Raw genomic sequence first — 16,217 nt, 5'->3', positions numbered from 1 at the left:
TCCGATCGATCCCGGTCTTTGGTCCGAGATCCATGTCAATGTCGGTTGCCGGCGCTACTTTCGGATCGAAAGGAACCGGTCGTACCCGGTATCGGCAGGAGACTGAAGGAGATGGCACGATCCAACCGCAGGGAGGCGGGGCGCAGGCGCCTGGCGATGCGTCTGCCTGAGATGCGGAAGCTGATCATGGAAGCGCGCGACCCGTGGCAACTCCAGCTCTTCGAAGCCTACCAGATGGCTGTCGAAGCGCGCGATGCCGTTCGCAAGCGGCACTTCGATCCGAAACGGGTGCAAGAATATGACGAGACCTGTTTCGAGATCGAAAAGCACGTCATCCGGGCGATCCACGAACCTTCCGACGGACCCGCGGCCTTCCAGCGCAAACCCGGCGAGCCGTCAGGCCGATAGACGCTTCCAGACATTCCATTTGGAAAGCATGCGACGAGCCTCGGCCGGCCTCCCGAAGAGATAGCCCTGCCCCGTCTCGCATCCGAGCCGTTGCAGCGCTTCGGCCTCCGTTTCGGTTTCGACGCCTTCGGCGACGACCTGCAGTTTCAAACCATGCGCCAGCGAAATAATCGCCCGCACGATCTCCAGCATGGTCGGATTTCCCCTCATTCGCCGGACGAAGGACTGGTCGATCTTGAGCTTGTCGAGAGGAAGATCGGCAAGGTAGCTCATCGAGGAGTAGCCGGTGCCGAAGTCGTCCAAGGCGATGACGATCCCTGTTTCGCGAAGCGCGCGCATCTTTGCGATCACGGCTCCGCCTTGGCCGAGGAAGGCCGACTCCGTCAGCTCGAGGCAGAGGAGGGAAGACGGAAGCCCGCTGTTTGACAAGGCCTCCCTCACATCGGCCTCGATGTCGGACTGCTCGAACTGAAGAGCCGAGACGTTGACGGCGACGCCGAGTTCCCCGGGCCAGGTGGCCGCTTCGGTGCAAGCTTCGAAGAGCGTCCAGCGGCCGATCTCGCAGATCAAGCCGGAGGATTCCGCAATCGGGATGAACTCGGCCGGAGATATCAAACCGAACTCGGGATGGTTCCATCGGATCAGCGCTTCCGCGCCTAACAGGCGCCCGCTTGCAAATTCGATCTGTGGCTGGAACAGCAGGAAGAACTGCCGGTCCCGGAGAGCATCGCGCATGTCCCGCTCCAGCCGGCGCGACCGGGCCTGGCGAACGGCTGTGGAAGGATCGAAAGAAGACCATCGCCGGCCTGCCATGGTCTTTGCAGCATCGAGCGCGGATTCGGCGGCGTTCAGGAGCGCGCCGGCGGCGGCATCTTCCGAGCCGGCTATTCCGACGTGGACCGAGATCGGCACAGCCGAACCGCGGAGCTGCAGAGGCTCCTCGAACAGGTCCAACAGACCCTCTGCAAAATCCTCGACCGCCTGTGCATCGACCGCCGGGGTGGCGATGCCGAAATGGTCGCGGTCCAGTCTTGCAAGCAAATTGCCGACGAATGTGTTGCCGAGTCTCACCGCCACGGCCTTCAGGAGTTCGTCGCCGACGTCGCGCCCAAGCGTGGCGCAAAGCGAGGAGAATCGTTCGATATCCAGCACCGAGACGAGGGTCCCGCCCTCAAGGGTTGCCAGACGGGAGGCGAATTCCCGGCGATTGAGCAGCCCGGTCAGGTCGTCCAGCTCTGACAGCGCCTTCAACCGCTCTTCATAATCATACCGCGCGGTGATGTCCCGTATGATCAGGCAACCGGCAAACCGCGACCGCGCCGAGGCCGGATGCGCATGCGGCTGTTCGATCGGCGAAATCGTGACGGATGCCTCGTAATGCGTGCCCTGCGAGCCTTTGTCGGAGAAGTCGACAAGGGCCGTGTGCACGTTGCCCGGTTCGCCATCGTGCTTTGCAACCAGCCTGCGCACGACATCGACGATGGCGGCGTCGGTGCTGGTGAGAAGGGAGGCGCCGATCTCGGCTCGCAGCACCGCCTTTGCGGATGCGCTCGCTTCGACGATCCTCAGATCGCTATCGAATGCAACGACACCGTCCGAACTGTCGGCGATGATCCGTCTCATCAGGCGCCTGGCGTTGCGAGCCTCGGTATTGGCGATGGCGACCAGCATTCGACCGAGGTCGACACGTTCGTTCAGAGCGAGCATCCATGCGAGCAGCAGCATCAGCCACGGCACCGCCGTTCCGACAAGCATCCCGTAGCGCCACTGCAGCAGGAATGCGCCGATCTCGCCGATGACGACGATGGTCAGTCCGATTGCCATCATCTTGACAATCCCGGTTGAACGGCTGCGGATGACGCCGACGATCAGCAAGGCTGCAAACAAGAGCTCCAGCGGAGCCTGATCGAACAGCCGGAGGAAGCGCTTCTGAAGCAGCGTTTCCGCGGCGAGCACGTGAATGAGCGGGCCGGCAATCGCGCCGTAGACGGGAACGGCGAAAATGTCTTTCAGCTCGGCTGCGGATGCTCCCACCACGACCGAGCGGTTCTTGATCGCCTCGGCCGGCACGGTCCCGTTCAGCACGTCGGACAACGAGAATGTCGGGATGGTGTCGGGCCTGATCGAATAGTCCACAGCCAGGGAACCGGAACTGCCGTCGACCCTGCCCAGGGCTGCTGCTGCCGATTGGGTGGGGTTCCCGTCGAGCTGGCTTCCCAGATCGAAACGGCGGACGATCCCGTCCGCATCCAACGCGACATTGGCGAATGCGGGCCAGGCATTCTCAAGGAACTGCGGGATCGGCCTCGTCACCGCCGTTTCAGACGATGACGCCGTCTCCTGCTGCCGGAACACCGGCAGAAGAACCCCTCCTCCGGATCTCGCGAGCGCTGCTGTGAGAAGCTCGTCCTCTTCAGTGCTGGAGATTGTGCTGAAATCGACGTCGAGAAAGATATCCTTGACGCCTGAGGCAATCAGCTTGTCGAGCAGTGTCGCGTAGATGCTCCGTGGCCAGGGCCATGTCCCGACAGCGTCGAGGGAATGCTTGTCGATCGCAACGAAGACAATGTTGCCGGTGGCGGTGCGAGGCGCCCATTCGAAGCGCTTGGCGAAAAGATTGTTGTCGATCCCCTGCACGAAGCCGAGGCTGGCCGCGGGCAGCACCAGCATGACGGCGATCAGCACCAGCCGAACCGCGATCGTGCTGATGCCGTTGGAGAGATAATCCCCAGCCGCCTTGGCCCTACCCCTCACTTGTCCTTGCCTTTTCCGCCGGAATTGCCGTTACCGTTGCCGCCGCTGTTGTTGTCACCCTTGCCGCTGTTGCCGTTGCCGTGGCCGTTACCATTCCCATTGTTACCGCTGTCATCGGAATGGCCGTTGCCATTGCCGTTGTTGCCGTTTGCTCCGGAATTGCTGTTGCCGTTTCCGTTGCCACCGGAATTGCCGCTGTTGCCGTTACCGCTGCGGCTGGAATTGCCGTTGCTCTTGCCGTTGCTAGCGCTGTCATCCTCGCTCGCGCTGGAACTGGTGTTCTTGTTCGTCGCCGAAGAACTGCTCTTGGTCTCTGCGGTGGCACCGGCGAGTTTCGTGGTACCCACGGCCGGAATCTGGGCGACCGAGGCTGCAACCGAGGTGATCTCGGGCTTGGATAGCCGGCCCGCCACCGTCATGCCGGCCTTCTTGTCGACGGTCGCGCTCTGCCCGGGCGCCACGTTCGAGCGCTGGCCGCTGGCGAAGGAGGTGACCTGGACCAGGCCTCGATCCACGGCGACCGATGCTTTCGCTCGATTGACCGTCACATGAAAGATCGTCCCTTTCACCAGGGCGGCGAGGTAGGGCGTCTGTACCGTCGTATGCGGTTGGCTTCGCTTCTCGATTTCAAGGTCCAGCGAACCCACCTGCTGGAAGATCTGCGTTTTCATGGCAGCGGATTCGTTGTTGGAGATGGCGGCGAGCGTGTTTGGCTGAAAGGTGATGCTCTCCACACCCCGGCTAAGCTGAACGCGCCCTCGCGGGCCGGTGGAAACCCATGCCCGGTTGGGAACCACCTCGCCGGCGCGCAGGTCCTGCCAGTTCGTCCTGTCGACCGTAAATTTTACTTGATCTGTCGCCTTGACGACCCGCCAGTCATCGGCAGCAGCAAAGACGGCTGTCGGCAGCACGATCAATGCTGCGATCAGAATTCGAAATATTATCAACATCAATGCTATCCCTCGGCCTTGAGACGAGTGAAGCATGTTCCAATTAAGAATGATTATAAAACCGCATGACGATTGTAGGAATTGTATGATTAATACGCGGGCGCTCGGCCAAGGGACTACGAAACGCGGCCGGTGACGACCAAGGCGCTCATGCCGCCGCTGGGACAAGCTCCGTGCCGCGCTTCCATTCGCCCGGCCACCTCCTCGACGATCTCGGACATGCGCTCCGGCGCCCGCCATTCGATCTCCCCCCGCAGCGGCGTGCCCTGGCAGAAGGCCGCCGCAACGTCGTGCGCGGTGGCCGCGACGGCGGTCAATTGGAGCCGGTCGCAGGTAACGGACTCAAAACCCGCCGACGACATCTGCGCCTTGATCGGGCCGGGGTCGAAGTAAGAGTATGGCAAGCGCCTGAGAAAATCCGGCGGATCAGATGGGAAGAGCTCTGCCAGACATTCATCCACGCAGCTTGCGAAGTCGTTGGCCGCAAGTGAATCCCATGTCGAGAACAGAAAACGGCCTTTGCCGCGCAACACTCTTTGAGCCTCGCCATAAGCCTTCACCTTGTCGGGAAAGAACATGGCGCCGAACTGGCAGATGACCAGATCGAACATTTCGGGGGCGAAGGGAAGATTTTGCGCATCGGCGTGCATCCAGTGCGTCCGCGACATCGTCACCGAGGGTGCGCCGATGTCGATCATCGCCTGGCTGAGGTCGGTGGCAACGATCTCCGTCGGCGGATCGAGCGTCGCGCGCAGGGCGCGTGTCAAAGCACCCGTCCCTGCGGCGAGTTCGAGAACGCTGCCCGGTTTCGACCGGTCGGCGACGATGGCCATCTCCGCCGCATAGGGCTCGAAGAGGATCGGCACCAGAAGGGCCTGGTAAAGCTCGGCGACGCCTTGATCGAATGGCGCGGGAGAAGTGGCAAATGCGGCGTGGTCGCCGCTTTCGAGATCGGCAGAAATTGTCACTCACAAAACTCCACCCCTTCAATCCCTGAGGCCTGAAATATGACGGATTCCGCCAATGTCCACGGGAATAAGACCTTGGTCCCTACCCTCCCCGACCGAAGTCCCCGGCGTGGAACGTGCACCGAACCGGCTCCGTTTCGAACGATACCGAAGGAGATCCTGATATGGCCTGGAATAACAGATCCCACGTCAATGACGTCTGCAACGTGTGCGTCATCGCCCTTGTCGTCGTTCTCGCTGGTCTTCTCTACGTCTTCGGCGCAGCCATGTCAGGCGATACGCTGCAGTTGACCAAAAGCATAAGAGGGGCCGAAATCTTCGATACCAGGGATGTGCCTTGACGCTGTCTGGAAAAATTCTGAGGAAGCGATAGGTTAGTCGGCAGTCTCTTACCGGTATCACAATGAATTGGCTTCGCCGCTGGAATGCCCGCTCACTCGCCTCCCAGTTCTTCATCGCGGGTGGGTTGATCTCGATTGCCGCCATGTTCCTGGTGGGCATTCTCGTCACCCACCTCATCGAGGAGGCGGTCATTCACAATTCCGGTGCTGCGACGGCGCTCTATGTCGACAGCGTTGTCGCCCCGCTGCTTCCCGACATGCAAACGGCATCATTCCTGGACGAAGGCAGCGCTCAGGCTCTGGACGAGACGCTCGGTCAGGGGGCGCTCGGCAGGCGTCTCGTTTCGTTCAAGCTCTGGCGAAGCGACGGCACCATTCTCTATTCGAACGAGAAGGAGATGGTGGGCAGAAGGTTTGCGGTCAGCGACAAGCTCCGGAAAGCCTTCGCGGGCTCTCTCGTCGCGCGCTACGAAATCGCCGACGATCCGGAAAGCGACAAGGAGCGTGCACTCGGCAAGCCACTCATGGAAATTTACAACCCCGTGCTCCAGCCATGGTCCGGACAGGCGGTCGCCGTCATCGAATTCTACGAAACGGCGGAAGGATTAGCCGACAGTCTGGCCCATGCCAGGCTGCGGAGCTGGGCCGCAGTCGCCGCTTTGACGGCAATCTTTTTCCTTGTTCTCGCGGTCCTGGTTTTTCGGGTCAGCCGGACGATAGAGGCTCAGCGCAAGGATCTCAAAGAACGGGTCAGCGATCTGTCAGCGCTGCTGGCGGAAAACCGCGGGCTGCAGCGGCGGCTGCAGCGCGCTTCCCAGCGCGTGGCGGCGCTGAACGAATCCTACCTGCGCAGCATCGGCGCCGACCTGCACGATGGCCCGGCCCAGCACATTGCCTACGCCTCACTGCGGCTGGACAGCGATATGTTGATCAATGCGTCGACCTTGCCCGAAGCGCGGGAAAAGGAACTCGGGTGGATACGCTCGAGCCTTGCCGAGGCGATGACCGAGATCCGCAATATCTGCAGCGGACTGGTGCTGCCGCAGATCGAGAAGTCCTCGATCAGCGAGATTGTAACCCGGGTGGTCGAAGCGCATCAGCACAAGACCGAAACCCGCGTCGAAACAATCATCGACGATGATGGCCCCGAACTCGCTCCTGCTGTAAAGATCTGCATCTATCGCTTCGTGCAGGAAGCCTTGAACAACGCCTATCGCCACGGCGGCGGTATTCAGCAGGCCGTAAGAGCGGTCTCGCACAATGGCCATGTTCATGTCGAGGTCAGCGACCGCGGCGATGGCTTCGACCCGACCGAGGTGCGGCCGACGAGCCTCGGCCTGGTGGGGCTTCGCGAACGTATCGACAGCCTGGGGGGATCCTTCGAGATCGAGACGGGCGAAGGAGGGACGACGGTGACCATGACCTTCGAGCCCATGGAAGTGGGAGACTAGAAATGACATCAATCACTATCGGCGTCGTAGACGACCATCCGCTTTTTCGCGAGGGCGTAACGCGCAGTCTGTCGGAGATCAGCGATTTTTCCGTCGTTGGCGAAGGCGCTAGCAGCGACGACGCAGCGATGATCGCCGCGAACACCCGACCCGATATCATGCTCCTCGATGTCTCCATGCCCGGCGGCGGACTGTCTGCGATCAGCGACGTGCTGACGCGCAGCCCGACAACGAAAGTGCTGATGTTGACGGTATCCGAGGAGGTGGACACGCTGCTGATAGCCCTGCAACGGGGCGCAATGGGCTATGTTCTGAAAGGGGTCGGCTCGCGTGGTCTCGCCGAAGCCATCCAGACGGTGCTGAGCGGATCACGATATATCTCGCCGACGATGTCGACAAAGGTCATGGAGAATTCGCTGAATGGCAGCGCGCCTGACAAAAACGGTCTGACGCCACGGGAGCGCGAGGTGATGGATTTGGTCGCTCAAGGCTTGTCAAACAAACATATCGGCTTGCGTCTCAACCTTCAGGAAAAGACGGTGAAGCATCATATGACACAGATTCTGAGCAAGCTCGGCGTCTCGAACAGGACGGAAGCGGCTCTCCAATGGCGCGAACAGCGCTAACATCTAGTCGCGCGTTAGCGAAGGTAGCGGCCTAGGCGGCGGGCATCGTCTGAAGTCGCTTGCCGGCTGATGATCGTCCTGCCTTTTCCGTCCTTCATCACGTAGCGGCCACGCCGCAGGCTCTCTGTAATGCCGTTCGCATGACGGACGTCGATCGAGCCATCGGAGGCTTCGGTCGCTCTTGCCGCCGATCCTTGTGAGGCCCCAGTCGCGGAAGAAGAGGAAGAGGATCCGGCACTATTGCCAGAACTACCGCCGCCGCTATTGCCGTTGCCGCCACTATTACCGTTGCCGCCACTATTGCCGTTGCCGCTCCCTCCCCCGTTGCCGCTACCGCCGCCGTTGCCGTTTCCTCCTCCATTGCCGTTACCGCCGCCGTTGCCGTTATTGCCGTCCTTGGCCTCAGCGCTTTCTACCGTCAGAACAGGGAGGGAGCCGTCGAGATTGAATGTGGCCGGCGATGAGGCAGCGACGAGGGCGATGGCCGCACTGCCGCCCAATCTCAGAAAATCGCGTTTCGAGAGTATCATGCCCTAGCCTCGTCCGTTCTTCGCCGTCTCTACGCAATATAGACGCGTGACAATTTTCGCTGTTCCGGCGGCCAAAAGCAACCGGACCTAGGTACTAGATCAGGCAGGACTTTGGTCCCGCCCGCCGGATTGCCGGGTCTTGAAGAAGAAGAGTTCGACCAATTATCGCCAGCGCTGAATTGCGCAGCGAGCCATTCGCGATGTTCCCCCCGCGTCAATAGCTGGCCGCGTAAGCAGGATGCATTTTTCGGGAACTTCTTTCCGTGTCGCCGATTTTGATTGTCGAAGAGTAAGAGAGGATACCGTGATGGCAAACCCGAATGAATCCCCAGCAGTCCAGTCCCTCCGAAAAGAGCAGGCGGAGCAGCAAAGGAAGGCCCGAAGGGGTGAACTCGACAGAGGTATCGAGGGCACCTTCCCGGCCTCCGACCCAGTGTCGGCCACCCATACCTCGATCCCTGCCGGCCGCAGCGATATCGAGGCGGCCGAGCGGGTGAAGCGGGAGCCCGATCCCACCAGGCTCGATGAGGCCTATCCACTCGTCGACCAAGCCCTGCGCTCGACCGGCGAAACCGGCGGCTCCTCCGAAGGCTCCGATTTCGATCGCGGCGAAAGGCGCACGCTTCAGGGAGAAGCCGGCCGCGTGGCGGAAACCGCTTCGGAGCTGGCTTCGGGGACGGCCCGCCTGGCAAAGGCGGAAGCGCGAAGCTTTGTCCAGGATGTCGAAGACCGGATACGCCAACAGCCGTTGACGGCGGTCGCGATCGTCGCCGGCATTGCCTTCGTCTTCGGAGCGACGCGTTGAGCGATCAGCGTGAAAATCGCAACCTATAACGTCAACGGGATCAATGGACGTCTGGCCATCCTGTTGCGCTGGCTCAAGGAGGATGCCCCTGATGTGGTCTGCCTCCAGGAACTGAAGACAGACGACGCCGGGTTTCCGCGAAAAGAGATCGAACGATCCGGCTACGGCGCCGTCTGGCACGGGCAGAGATCCTGGAACGGGGTCGCCATATTGGCGAAGGGCAAGACACCGATCCTGACTCGGCGCGGTCTCCCCGGCGATCCCGATGACAGCCACAGCCGCTATATCGAAGCCGTTATCGACGGCATCGTGATCGGATGCCTCTATCTGCCGAACGGCAATCCGTTCCCGAGCGTCAAGTTCGAGTATAAGCTCCGCTGGTTCCGTCGCCTGCACGACTACGCCGCCGAACTCCTGGAACTCGACGTGCCTACGATCCTCGCCGGCGACTTCAACGTCATGCCGACGGAGATCGACGTCTACAAGCCGGAACGCTGGCGCGACGACGCGCTTTTCAGGCCGGAAGTGCGCAAGGCCTATGCCCATCTCGTCGCGCAGGGCTGGACCGACGCCGTCAGGCATCTGCATCCGCAAGAGCGCATCTACACCTTCTGGAAATACTGGCGCAACAGCTTCGAGCGCGACGCCGGGCTGCGGATCGACCACCTCCTGCTCAGCCCAGCCGTCGCGCCATGTCTTCGATCGGCGATGGTCCGGAGAAAACCGCGAGGCTGGGAGCATACGAGCGACCACGCCCCCGTCATGATCGAACTCGACGCTCCCGGAGCGGAAGACGGGTGAGCCAAGGAGGTCTTATTCGTCCGTTTCAACATCGTAGATGCGACCCGTCAGCCAGGCCGGCCAGTCTCGCTCGAAGAAAGACCTGGCGGTTTCGTCGAAAGCGCGGTTTGTGCGTTTGGAAAGCCTGATCTCATCGCCCTCGAGCCGAACGACGATCTGCTCGCTCCGATCCTCTTCGCGTTCCGTTCGGAAGCGATAGTGCTCCAGCGGGCCCGTACGCGCATGCGGAAGGGATTCGCCTTGCGGATCGCATATCGCCCGCGCTCCGCGGCTGCCGCCGCCATTGCGGATGAAGAAATCGAGCGCGCTGAGCACCGCTTCCGAGGCAAGCGCCATGTGCCGCCATTGCACGCCTCGGACCGCCTCGGCGACGCGGCCGTAGGCGACGCCGCCAGCGCGAATGTCGGCATTCAGCCTCCGCGCCTCGATCAAGGCCTGGGCGACGCTCTCCCGATCGCAGATGATGCCGGCCTTCTCGCTCATGCGCGCCTGCACGTCCGAGCGGATCGATTTGACGGTGAGCGGGCTCTCACTGCGGAGAACGGCCAGGAGCTCGGTGATGCCCGCCTCTGCGATAGCTGACATATCGCCCGTGGGCGCCCGCTTCGCCCTGCCGCTTGCACTGATATGCTCGGCCGCCCGGGTGCCGAAGACCTGCCCGGCATTGAGCGCTGCGCCACCCGGCCTCGTCACACCATGCGTGCCTGCCGCTTCGCCGACGGCGTAACAGCCGGCGAGATTGCTGCGGCCCCAGGTATCGACCATGATGCCGCCATTCATGTGCTGATTGTTGACGGCAAATTCCAGCGGGTCGGCGGCGATGTCGATCTTGTAGCGGCGGTAGAGCTCGATCGCGAGGGGGTTCATGTGTTTCAACCGGTCGATCGGCATCTCCTGACCGGCGCCGGCCTTGCCGAGATAGAGGCGAACGTCTTCGTCAAGTCTCTCCAAGCTGAACGGCTGGTCGCCCGGCACCGGCAGCGGATTGCGATTGAAATCCATGAAGACACGCCGCCCGGCGGCGGTTTCGCATGATATGGCGAGGTCCACCAGGCTCGAGCCGAAATCGAGCATGCGCGTCGCATGAAACGGCCATTGATAGCCCTTGCGGAAGACGTTCGACGCCAATTCCTGCGTCGTGCGGTAATATTGCGCCAGGAAGTGATGTTCGACGCCGTCGGCATCGACCGAGTAGATATGCGGGATTGCCTGAACGTAAGTGCCCGACAAATTCCACGGGAAGCCTTCCCGGCGCGTTCCGATGCCGAACTGGCTTTCGGTCAGGTTGACGAGTTCGACGCCTGCCTCCAGCGCCAGCCCGAGCGAGCCGAAGCAACCGTTGGGATAGACGCTGTCGCGGTAGAGTTCCCCCGGCCCACCGGCTGCCAGCACGATCACATCGCTGACGAAGATGGCGATGCCCAGCGGGTTCGCCTCCGTGCGGTCGCCGGCGCGCATGGCTAGCATCCCGGCGACACGGCGTCCCGCCCCCTCGCCCTCGGTCAGGATTTTGACCGCAGTGGTCTGGTTGTAGAAGGGCACGGCCAGCCGGATCGCCTCCTCGGCCAGCACCTTGACCATCAGGCGCGAGGTGCGCGGGCCGCAGCTGGTGGCGCGGCCGACCTCGTCATGGTCGGTCTGATATCTGAGCGTCCCCCCGAGCGGATCCTGCGGCAGCGGCAGGCCCAGGAACTGCAGCGACGCCATCATCCGGGACGAGCCGACCGCTTCGACATAGGCGGTGTCCTCATCCATCGCGCCGCCGCTGCGGATGGCGCGGGCCATCGCCTTGTAATTGTCGCCCTGATCGGCGGTGTTGGCGGTGTGCAGGGTCTGCTTATCCGATCCCGAGCAGGCCGAGGTTCCGCCCCAGGCGCTTTGGCTGATGATGACGATGTCGTCGCCGCGCCGCTTCATTTCCACCGCCGCACGCAGACCCGCGGCGCCCGATCCGACGACGACGCAACCGGCGCGATAGACCGGCACCTCGACGCCGGCAAGCCGCACCGCTTCCGAAGGGCCAGCTTCGGGCGGAAGCTTGGGCATGTCGACATCGGTCAGTGCGTCAAGAATTTCCTGGGGAACAGCTGTGGTCATCGACGTTCAGCCCAGCGGGATGTCGACCCAGCGCTTCAGCCGGGAGGACTCCATGCATGCGTCGACGATCTGGCAGATGTGATGGCCCGTATCGAATGTCGGCCACATCGGCCTATTTGCAACGATCGAGCGGATCACCTCGGCCGCCTCGATGATCTTGCTTTCGTTGTAGCCTATGCCGAAATTCGGCAGGGGAAGGAACGCCCGGAAGGTGGGATTTTCTGGCCCCACGTCGATCTCCCGGAAGCCGCGCCGCCCCGTGCGGTCATCGTTGGAGTAGAAGCGCAGCCGGTTTATCTCGTCATAGGTATAGGCGATGCTGCCTTTGGTTCCATAGACTTCGTAGGTCTGCATGAACTTGCGGCCGGTCGCGACACGGCTGAAATCGACGATCCCTCCGGCACCATTCTCGAACCTGCATAAGAGGTTCGTGGCGTCGGGGTTGGTGATATCAGCCCAGGATTCGTTGCCCGTCAGTTTCACCTCTTCGCCATAGGCAAGGCCCTCGACGACCGGCCGGCGCGGTGTGACGATGAGATTGTCGGCGATCAGGGAACTGACGCGGCCGACCAGGAAATCCATGAAGCTGAAAATGTGCGAGCCGGTATCGCCGACGATCCCGGTCGGCGCAAGCTTGCCATCGGCGCGCCACATGAAGGGCGCCGTGGGATCACCATACATATCGACGTGCTGACAGCCGCGAAACAGCTTGATCTCGCCAATTTCACCTGAATCGATGATGTCTTTTGCCAGGTCATGGACGGGGTTTCGCGGAAAGGCGTGTCCGACACGGGTGATCACGCCTTTTTCTCTGGCGATCTCGGCCAGTTCCCGCGCTTCATTGGCGGTGTTTGCCAGTGGCTTCTCGCAGCAGACATGCTTGCCCGCCAGCAGCGCCGCCTTGGCGACCGAATAGTGAAGATGGTCGGGCAAGCAGATATCAATGAGATCAACCTCGGAATCGGCGACCGCCAGCTTCCAATCCTGATAGATCCTGGCGCCCGGCGCCCTGTTGCCGATATCCTGCGCAACGTCTGGGTTGCTGTCGACCAGCGCCACGATCCGCGCCGTCCCATCCGACACGCCGAAGAAATGCGGAAAGGTCTGGTAGGCCATCGTGTGGACCTTGCCCATCCAGCCCGAGGCGCCAAGCACTGCAACTCTCACTTCAGACATCGTCGTTCTCCTTAGCGGATTTCTGCGCGGGCTCGCGGCCGGGTATCGTTGCGCTCATAGGTGAAGATCACCGACGGCAGCGCAGGCAGCCCACGAATGAGGTCCGCCCCCTTTTCGCCGACCATGATCGTCGGCGCGTTGGTATTACAGGACGGCACGCGCGGCATGACGGAGGAATCGCAGACCCGGAGGCCTTCGAGGCCGCGGACCTTGAGATCCAGCCCGACAACCGCGTCCGGTCCCGTTCCCATCTTGCAGGTGCCGACAGGGTGATGATCGGTCTTGGCGTTGGCGCAGCCATAATCGAACAGCTGCTCGTCGGTCATGACCTTCGGGCCAGGAAGCCTTTCGGCCATGACATAGGGCTTGAGCGCTGCCTGCTGCATGATCTCGCGCGCGAGCTTGAGCCCCTCCAGCGACATCTGCCTGTCGTGCGGATCGGACCAGTAGTTGGGATCGATTAAGGGTGCTGCAGCCGGATCGGACGACGACAGCCGCACCGTCCCCCGCGAGCGCGGATGCAGATAAGCGGAATTGAGCGTCACGCCCGCATTTTTCAGCCGTTCGACGCCGGCTTCGATGCCGGATCCCAGGCCGAGGTGAAACTGAATATCGGGAGAGCGTGCCTCTGGATCGGCATACCAAAAGCCGCCGGTCTCGAAGAGCGACGACGCCACAGGGCCGGTGCGGAACAGCACATATTGAATGCCAGCCCAAAGCGTGCGGTGAAGTTTTGCGACGCCGTCATAGGTATGATCACCGGTGCATTCGGCGATGACAAAAAGATCGAGGTGATCCTGAAGATTGCCGCCGACACCCGGCAGATCATGATGCACCTTGACACCCACCGCGTTGAGATGATCGGCCGGCCCGATTCCGGACTGCAGAAGAAGCTTCGGCGATCCGATCGCACCTGACGACACCAGGACCTCACGCTCGGCACGCACGATCTCCAGGCCGCCCGCAGTGGCGATCTCGACGCCTGTCGCACGGCCTCCCTCGACGATGATCCGCGTAACGCGCGCGCCTGTCCTGACCGTCAGGTTCTTCCGGTCCCTGATCGGCGAGAGATAGGCGAGCGATGCCGAGGACCGGCGGCGATTGCGCTGCGTCAGCTGGTAAAATCCAACGCCCGCCTGCTGGCGGCCGTTGAAGTCGTGATTATAGGGAATGCCAAGCTCCTGCCCTGCACGGATATAGGCATCGCAGATCGGCAGGGGAGCGGCCGGCATCGAGACACCCAGCGGGCCACCATAGGCGTGGTAGTCGTCGGCGAAGCGCTGATTGTCCTCGGCACGTTTGAAATAGGGAAGGATCGAGCGATAGTCCCAGCCCTCACAGCCGTCCTCACGAGCCCAGAGGTCATAATCGGCCGCGTTTCCGCGCGTGTAGAGCTGCGCATTGATCGACGAACCGCCACCGATGACCTTCGCCTGGGTATAACGAAGCACCCTACCCTTCATGTGCTTCTGGGGAACGGTCTGCCATCCCCAGCTGGCCACGCCCTTGGTCATCTTGGCAAAGCCCGCCGGCATGTGAAAAAGCGGATTCCAGTCGCCTCCGCCCGCTTCGAGAAGCAGCACCCTGACATCCGGATCTTCGCTGAGCCGGTTTGCCAAAACGCAGCCTGCAGGACCGGCACCGGTGATGATGTAATCGAATCCCATTTTACTGTCCTATCTGAGGCCGGCACGCGCCAATGGATCTGCTGATACCTGTAGGTCCTTCGAGGCGATGTGATCTGCAACTCTGAGCGCCTGGCTGGCGACGGTGAGCGCGGGATTGACCGCGGCCGATGTCGGCAGGAAACCGGCGTCGACGACGAAGAGGTTCTCGTGATCGTATGACCGGCAATAGGGGTCCAGCGGCGCCGTCGCAGGGTCGTTGCCGATGCGGACCGTTCCGCACTGATGGGAGGGCGTGCGCTTGTCGAAGGGCCGCGACAGCACGAGCGGAAACCCGATCGACTTCAGGATCGCCTTCAGCCTTTCGACAAGCGCCAGATGCGCATCCCAATTGGTTCGCTGCCATTGCAGAATGATCCGATCTCCATCGACCATGACCCGGCTTTCGGGATTGGGAACGTCCTCGCTCATCGCATAGAAATCGATGGCATGGCTTGTGATGAAGCGCAGCAGCCATTCCGGCGCCTGCGGCAGAGAGCCCTTCAGAACCTTTTCGGAGATGCGGCCGAGGAGCTGCACGTTGCCGAGCGGCGGTCCTCCCTTCCCGTCGGAGAGATAGAAGTCGTTGAAGGCAAAGGTCTTCTGGTAGACGGAAGTATTGCGGAACCGCGGCGAGACGCCGATGACGGCGGAGGCATTGTGGTTCATGAAGTTGCGGCCGACCTGGTCGGAGGAGTTCGCCAGGCCTCCTGGGAAGCGGTCGTTTTTCGAGCGCAACAGAAGCACCGACGACTGGACCGCGCCGGCCGAAAGGATCACCATCTCAGGCGAAACCGTCAGCGCCTCGCCGTTCCTGACATAGGTGACCCGGTCGATCCGGCTCCCTGCCCCCATGTCGAGCCTCGTCACGCGCGCATTGGTTTCGAGCCGCACATTCTGATGCTTCAGGGCTACCGCAAGTGCTGCCGTCTCGGCATCCATCTTGCCGTCGCGTGCGTTCGGATGCGCATCCCATGGCGTCCATGCCTTGGAGAGCCAAGCGTCGAGATCCATGCCGAGCGGCAGGGAAAAGGGATGCAGACCTTTCTGCTTGAGGCGGACCCTGATGTCGGCGATCGGCGCCTCGTCGGGAACGGGCGGATAGGCATAGGCTGCCGAGTGGTGCGGTTCGGTGGGGTCTTCGCCGAGGTTGCCGCGAACCTGATACATCAGTTCGGCCTTCGAGTACCAAGGCTCCAGTTCCTCATAGGGAAAGGGCCAGGCCGGCGACACGCCTTCCCGATGCTCGATCACGCCGAAATCCTCTTTGCGATAGCGCGATAAGACGGCGCCGTAGAATTTCGAATTACCGCCGACATTGTAGTAATTGCCGGGATTGAAGCCCTTTCCGCTGGCCTCGTACCAGGTTTCCTTCGGCCGGAAATGCCCCCGCTGGAAGATGGCGCGCTGGTCGCGGTTGACGGGAAGATCGGCAATGTGATCGCCGGCTTCAAGGATCAATATCTCCGCGCCGGTCGCGGCCAGACCGGCGGCGACCGTCGCGCCGCCGACGCCTGAACCAATGATGACGATGTCTGGTGAACTGCTCATCTTAGCCCCTGGCCATCACACGATCCGAGCCTCACTCTGCGGATCGAAGAACACAGCCTTGTCGAGATTGAAGGCGAGGCGTGTGGTCTGTCCGG

At 61.9% G+C, this 16,217-nt stretch carries 14 protein-coding genes; 6 read left to right on the top strand and 8 right to left on the bottom strand.

Annotated elements, in window-relative coordinates; genetic code table 11:
• The first annotated feature begins 111 nt into the window (after window positions 1-111).
• Window positions 112-408, top strand: coding sequence for a hypothetical protein (locus AF337_RS18185; protein ID WP_049733176.1), 297 nt, complete (start codon window positions 112-114; stop codon window positions 406-408).
• On the opposite strand, the gene AF337_RS18180 is transcribed toward AF337_RS18185, so the two are convergent.
• From AF337_RS18180 to AF337_RS18170, 3 genes are all read right to left on the bottom strand, one after another.
• Window positions 397-3,162 (bottom strand): EAL domain-containing protein, encoded by a 2,766-nt coding sequence (locus AF337_RS18180; protein ID WP_049733175.1) that lies wholly within the window; start codon window positions 3,160-3,162, stop codon window positions 397-399. The two genes, AF337_RS18185 and AF337_RS18180, sit on opposite strands and share 12 nt — an antisense overlap.
• Window positions 3,159-4,112: a FecR family protein gene (locus AF337_RS18175; RefSeq protein ID WP_049733174.1), complete on the bottom strand. Its 954-nt coding sequence runs from the start codon at window positions 4,110-4,112 to the stop codon at window positions 3,159-3,161. The genes AF337_RS18180 and AF337_RS18175 overlap by 4 nt, the downstream gene beginning before the upstream one ends.
• A gap of 116 nt (window positions 4,113-4,228) precedes the next feature.
• Window positions 4,229-5,080 (bottom strand): class I SAM-dependent methyltransferase, encoded by an 852-nt coding sequence (locus tag AF337_RS18170; protein WP_049733173.1) that lies wholly within the window; start codon window positions 5,078-5,080, stop codon window positions 4,229-4,231.
• A gap of 164 nt (window positions 5,081-5,244) precedes the next feature.
• Between AF337_RS18170 and AF337_RS43705 the strand changes: the two genes are divergently transcribed.
• The 3 genes from AF337_RS43705 to AF337_RS18160 all read left to right on the top strand — a co-directional run bounded on the left by AF337_RS43705 (window position 5,245) and on the right by AF337_RS18160 (window position 7,498).
• Window positions 5,245-5,421, top strand: a complete 177-nt coding sequence (locus AF337_RS43705) for a hypothetical protein (protein ID WP_167347773.1) — start codon at window positions 5,245-5,247, stop codon at window positions 5,419-5,421.
• 62 nt (window positions 5,422-5,483) lie between these two features.
• Window positions 5,484-6,872 (top strand): sensor histidine kinase, encoded by a 1,389-nt coding sequence (locus AF337_RS18165; RefSeq protein ID WP_049733172.1) that lies wholly within the window; start codon window positions 5,484-5,486, stop codon window positions 6,870-6,872.
• Window positions 6,873-6,874: 2 nt separating this feature from the next.
• Window positions 6,875-7,498: a response regulator gene (locus AF337_RS18160; protein WP_049733171.1), complete on the top strand. Its 624-nt coding sequence runs from the start codon at window positions 6,875-6,877 to the stop codon at window positions 7,496-7,498.
• 14 nt (window positions 7,499-7,512) lie between these two features.
• Here the strand turns inward: AF337_RS18160 and AF337_RS18155 are convergent, their stop codons facing one another.
• Complete coding sequence (locus tag AF337_RS18155) at window positions 7,513-8,028, bottom strand: hypothetical protein (RefSeq protein WP_049733170.1); 516 nt, start codon at window positions 8,026-8,028, stop codon at window positions 7,513-7,515.
• Between the two features lie 307 nt (window positions 8,029-8,335).
• On the opposite strand from AF337_RS18155, the gene AF337_RS18150 reads away from it, so the two are divergent.
• Both AF337_RS18150 and xth read left to right on the top strand, forming a co-directional pair.
• Window positions 8,336-8,833, top strand: coding sequence for a hypothetical protein (locus AF337_RS18150; protein WP_049733169.1), 498 nt, complete (start codon window positions 8,336-8,338; stop codon window positions 8,831-8,833).
• A gap of 9 nt (window positions 8,834-8,842) precedes the next feature.
• Window positions 8,843-9,634, top strand: a complete 792-nt coding sequence (xth, locus tag AF337_RS18145; protein ID WP_049733168.1) for an exodeoxyribonuclease III — start codon at window positions 8,843-8,845, stop codon at window positions 9,632-9,634.
• A 12-nt stretch (window positions 9,635-9,646) separates the two neighbouring features.
• On the opposite strand, the gene AF337_RS18140 is transcribed toward xth, so the two are convergent.
• Genes AF337_RS18140 through AF337_RS18125 form a run of 4 tightly spaced genes read right to left on the bottom strand, consistent with a single transcriptional unit; the run spans window position 9,647 to window position 16,122 of the window.
• Window positions 9,647-11,731 carry an FAD-dependent oxidoreductase gene (locus AF337_RS18140; protein ID WP_049733167.1) on the bottom strand — a complete coding sequence of 695 codons (2,085 nt, stop codon included), beginning with the start codon at window positions 11,729-11,731 and terminating at the stop codon, window positions 9,647-9,649.
• A 6-nt stretch (window positions 11,732-11,737) separates the two neighbouring features.
• Window positions 11,738-12,907 carry a Gfo/Idh/MocA family protein gene (locus tag AF337_RS18135; protein WP_049733166.1) on the bottom strand — a complete coding sequence of 390 codons (1,170 nt, stop codon included), beginning with the start codon at window positions 12,905-12,907 and terminating at the stop codon, window positions 11,738-11,740.
• Window positions 12,908-12,918: 11 nt separating this feature from the next.
• Entirely contained in the window at window positions 12,919-14,574 is a 1,656-nt protein-coding gene (locus tag AF337_RS18130; protein WP_049733165.1) for a GMC family oxidoreductase, read from the bottom strand.
• Between the two features lie 9 nt (window positions 14,575-14,583).
• Window positions 14,584-16,122, bottom strand: coding sequence for a GMC oxidoreductase (locus tag AF337_RS18125; protein ID WP_049733164.1), 1,539 nt, complete (start codon window positions 16,120-16,122; stop codon window positions 14,584-14,586).
• Window positions 16,123-16,217: the final 95 nt, after the last annotated feature.

The organism is Rhizobium ecuadorense, from assembly GCF_001187535.1.
Lineage (GTDB): Bacteria > Pseudomonadota > Alphaproteobacteria > Rhizobiales > Rhizobiaceae > Rhizobium > Rhizobium ecuadorense.
This window is presented reverse-complemented; position numbering and strand designations above follow the sequence as displayed.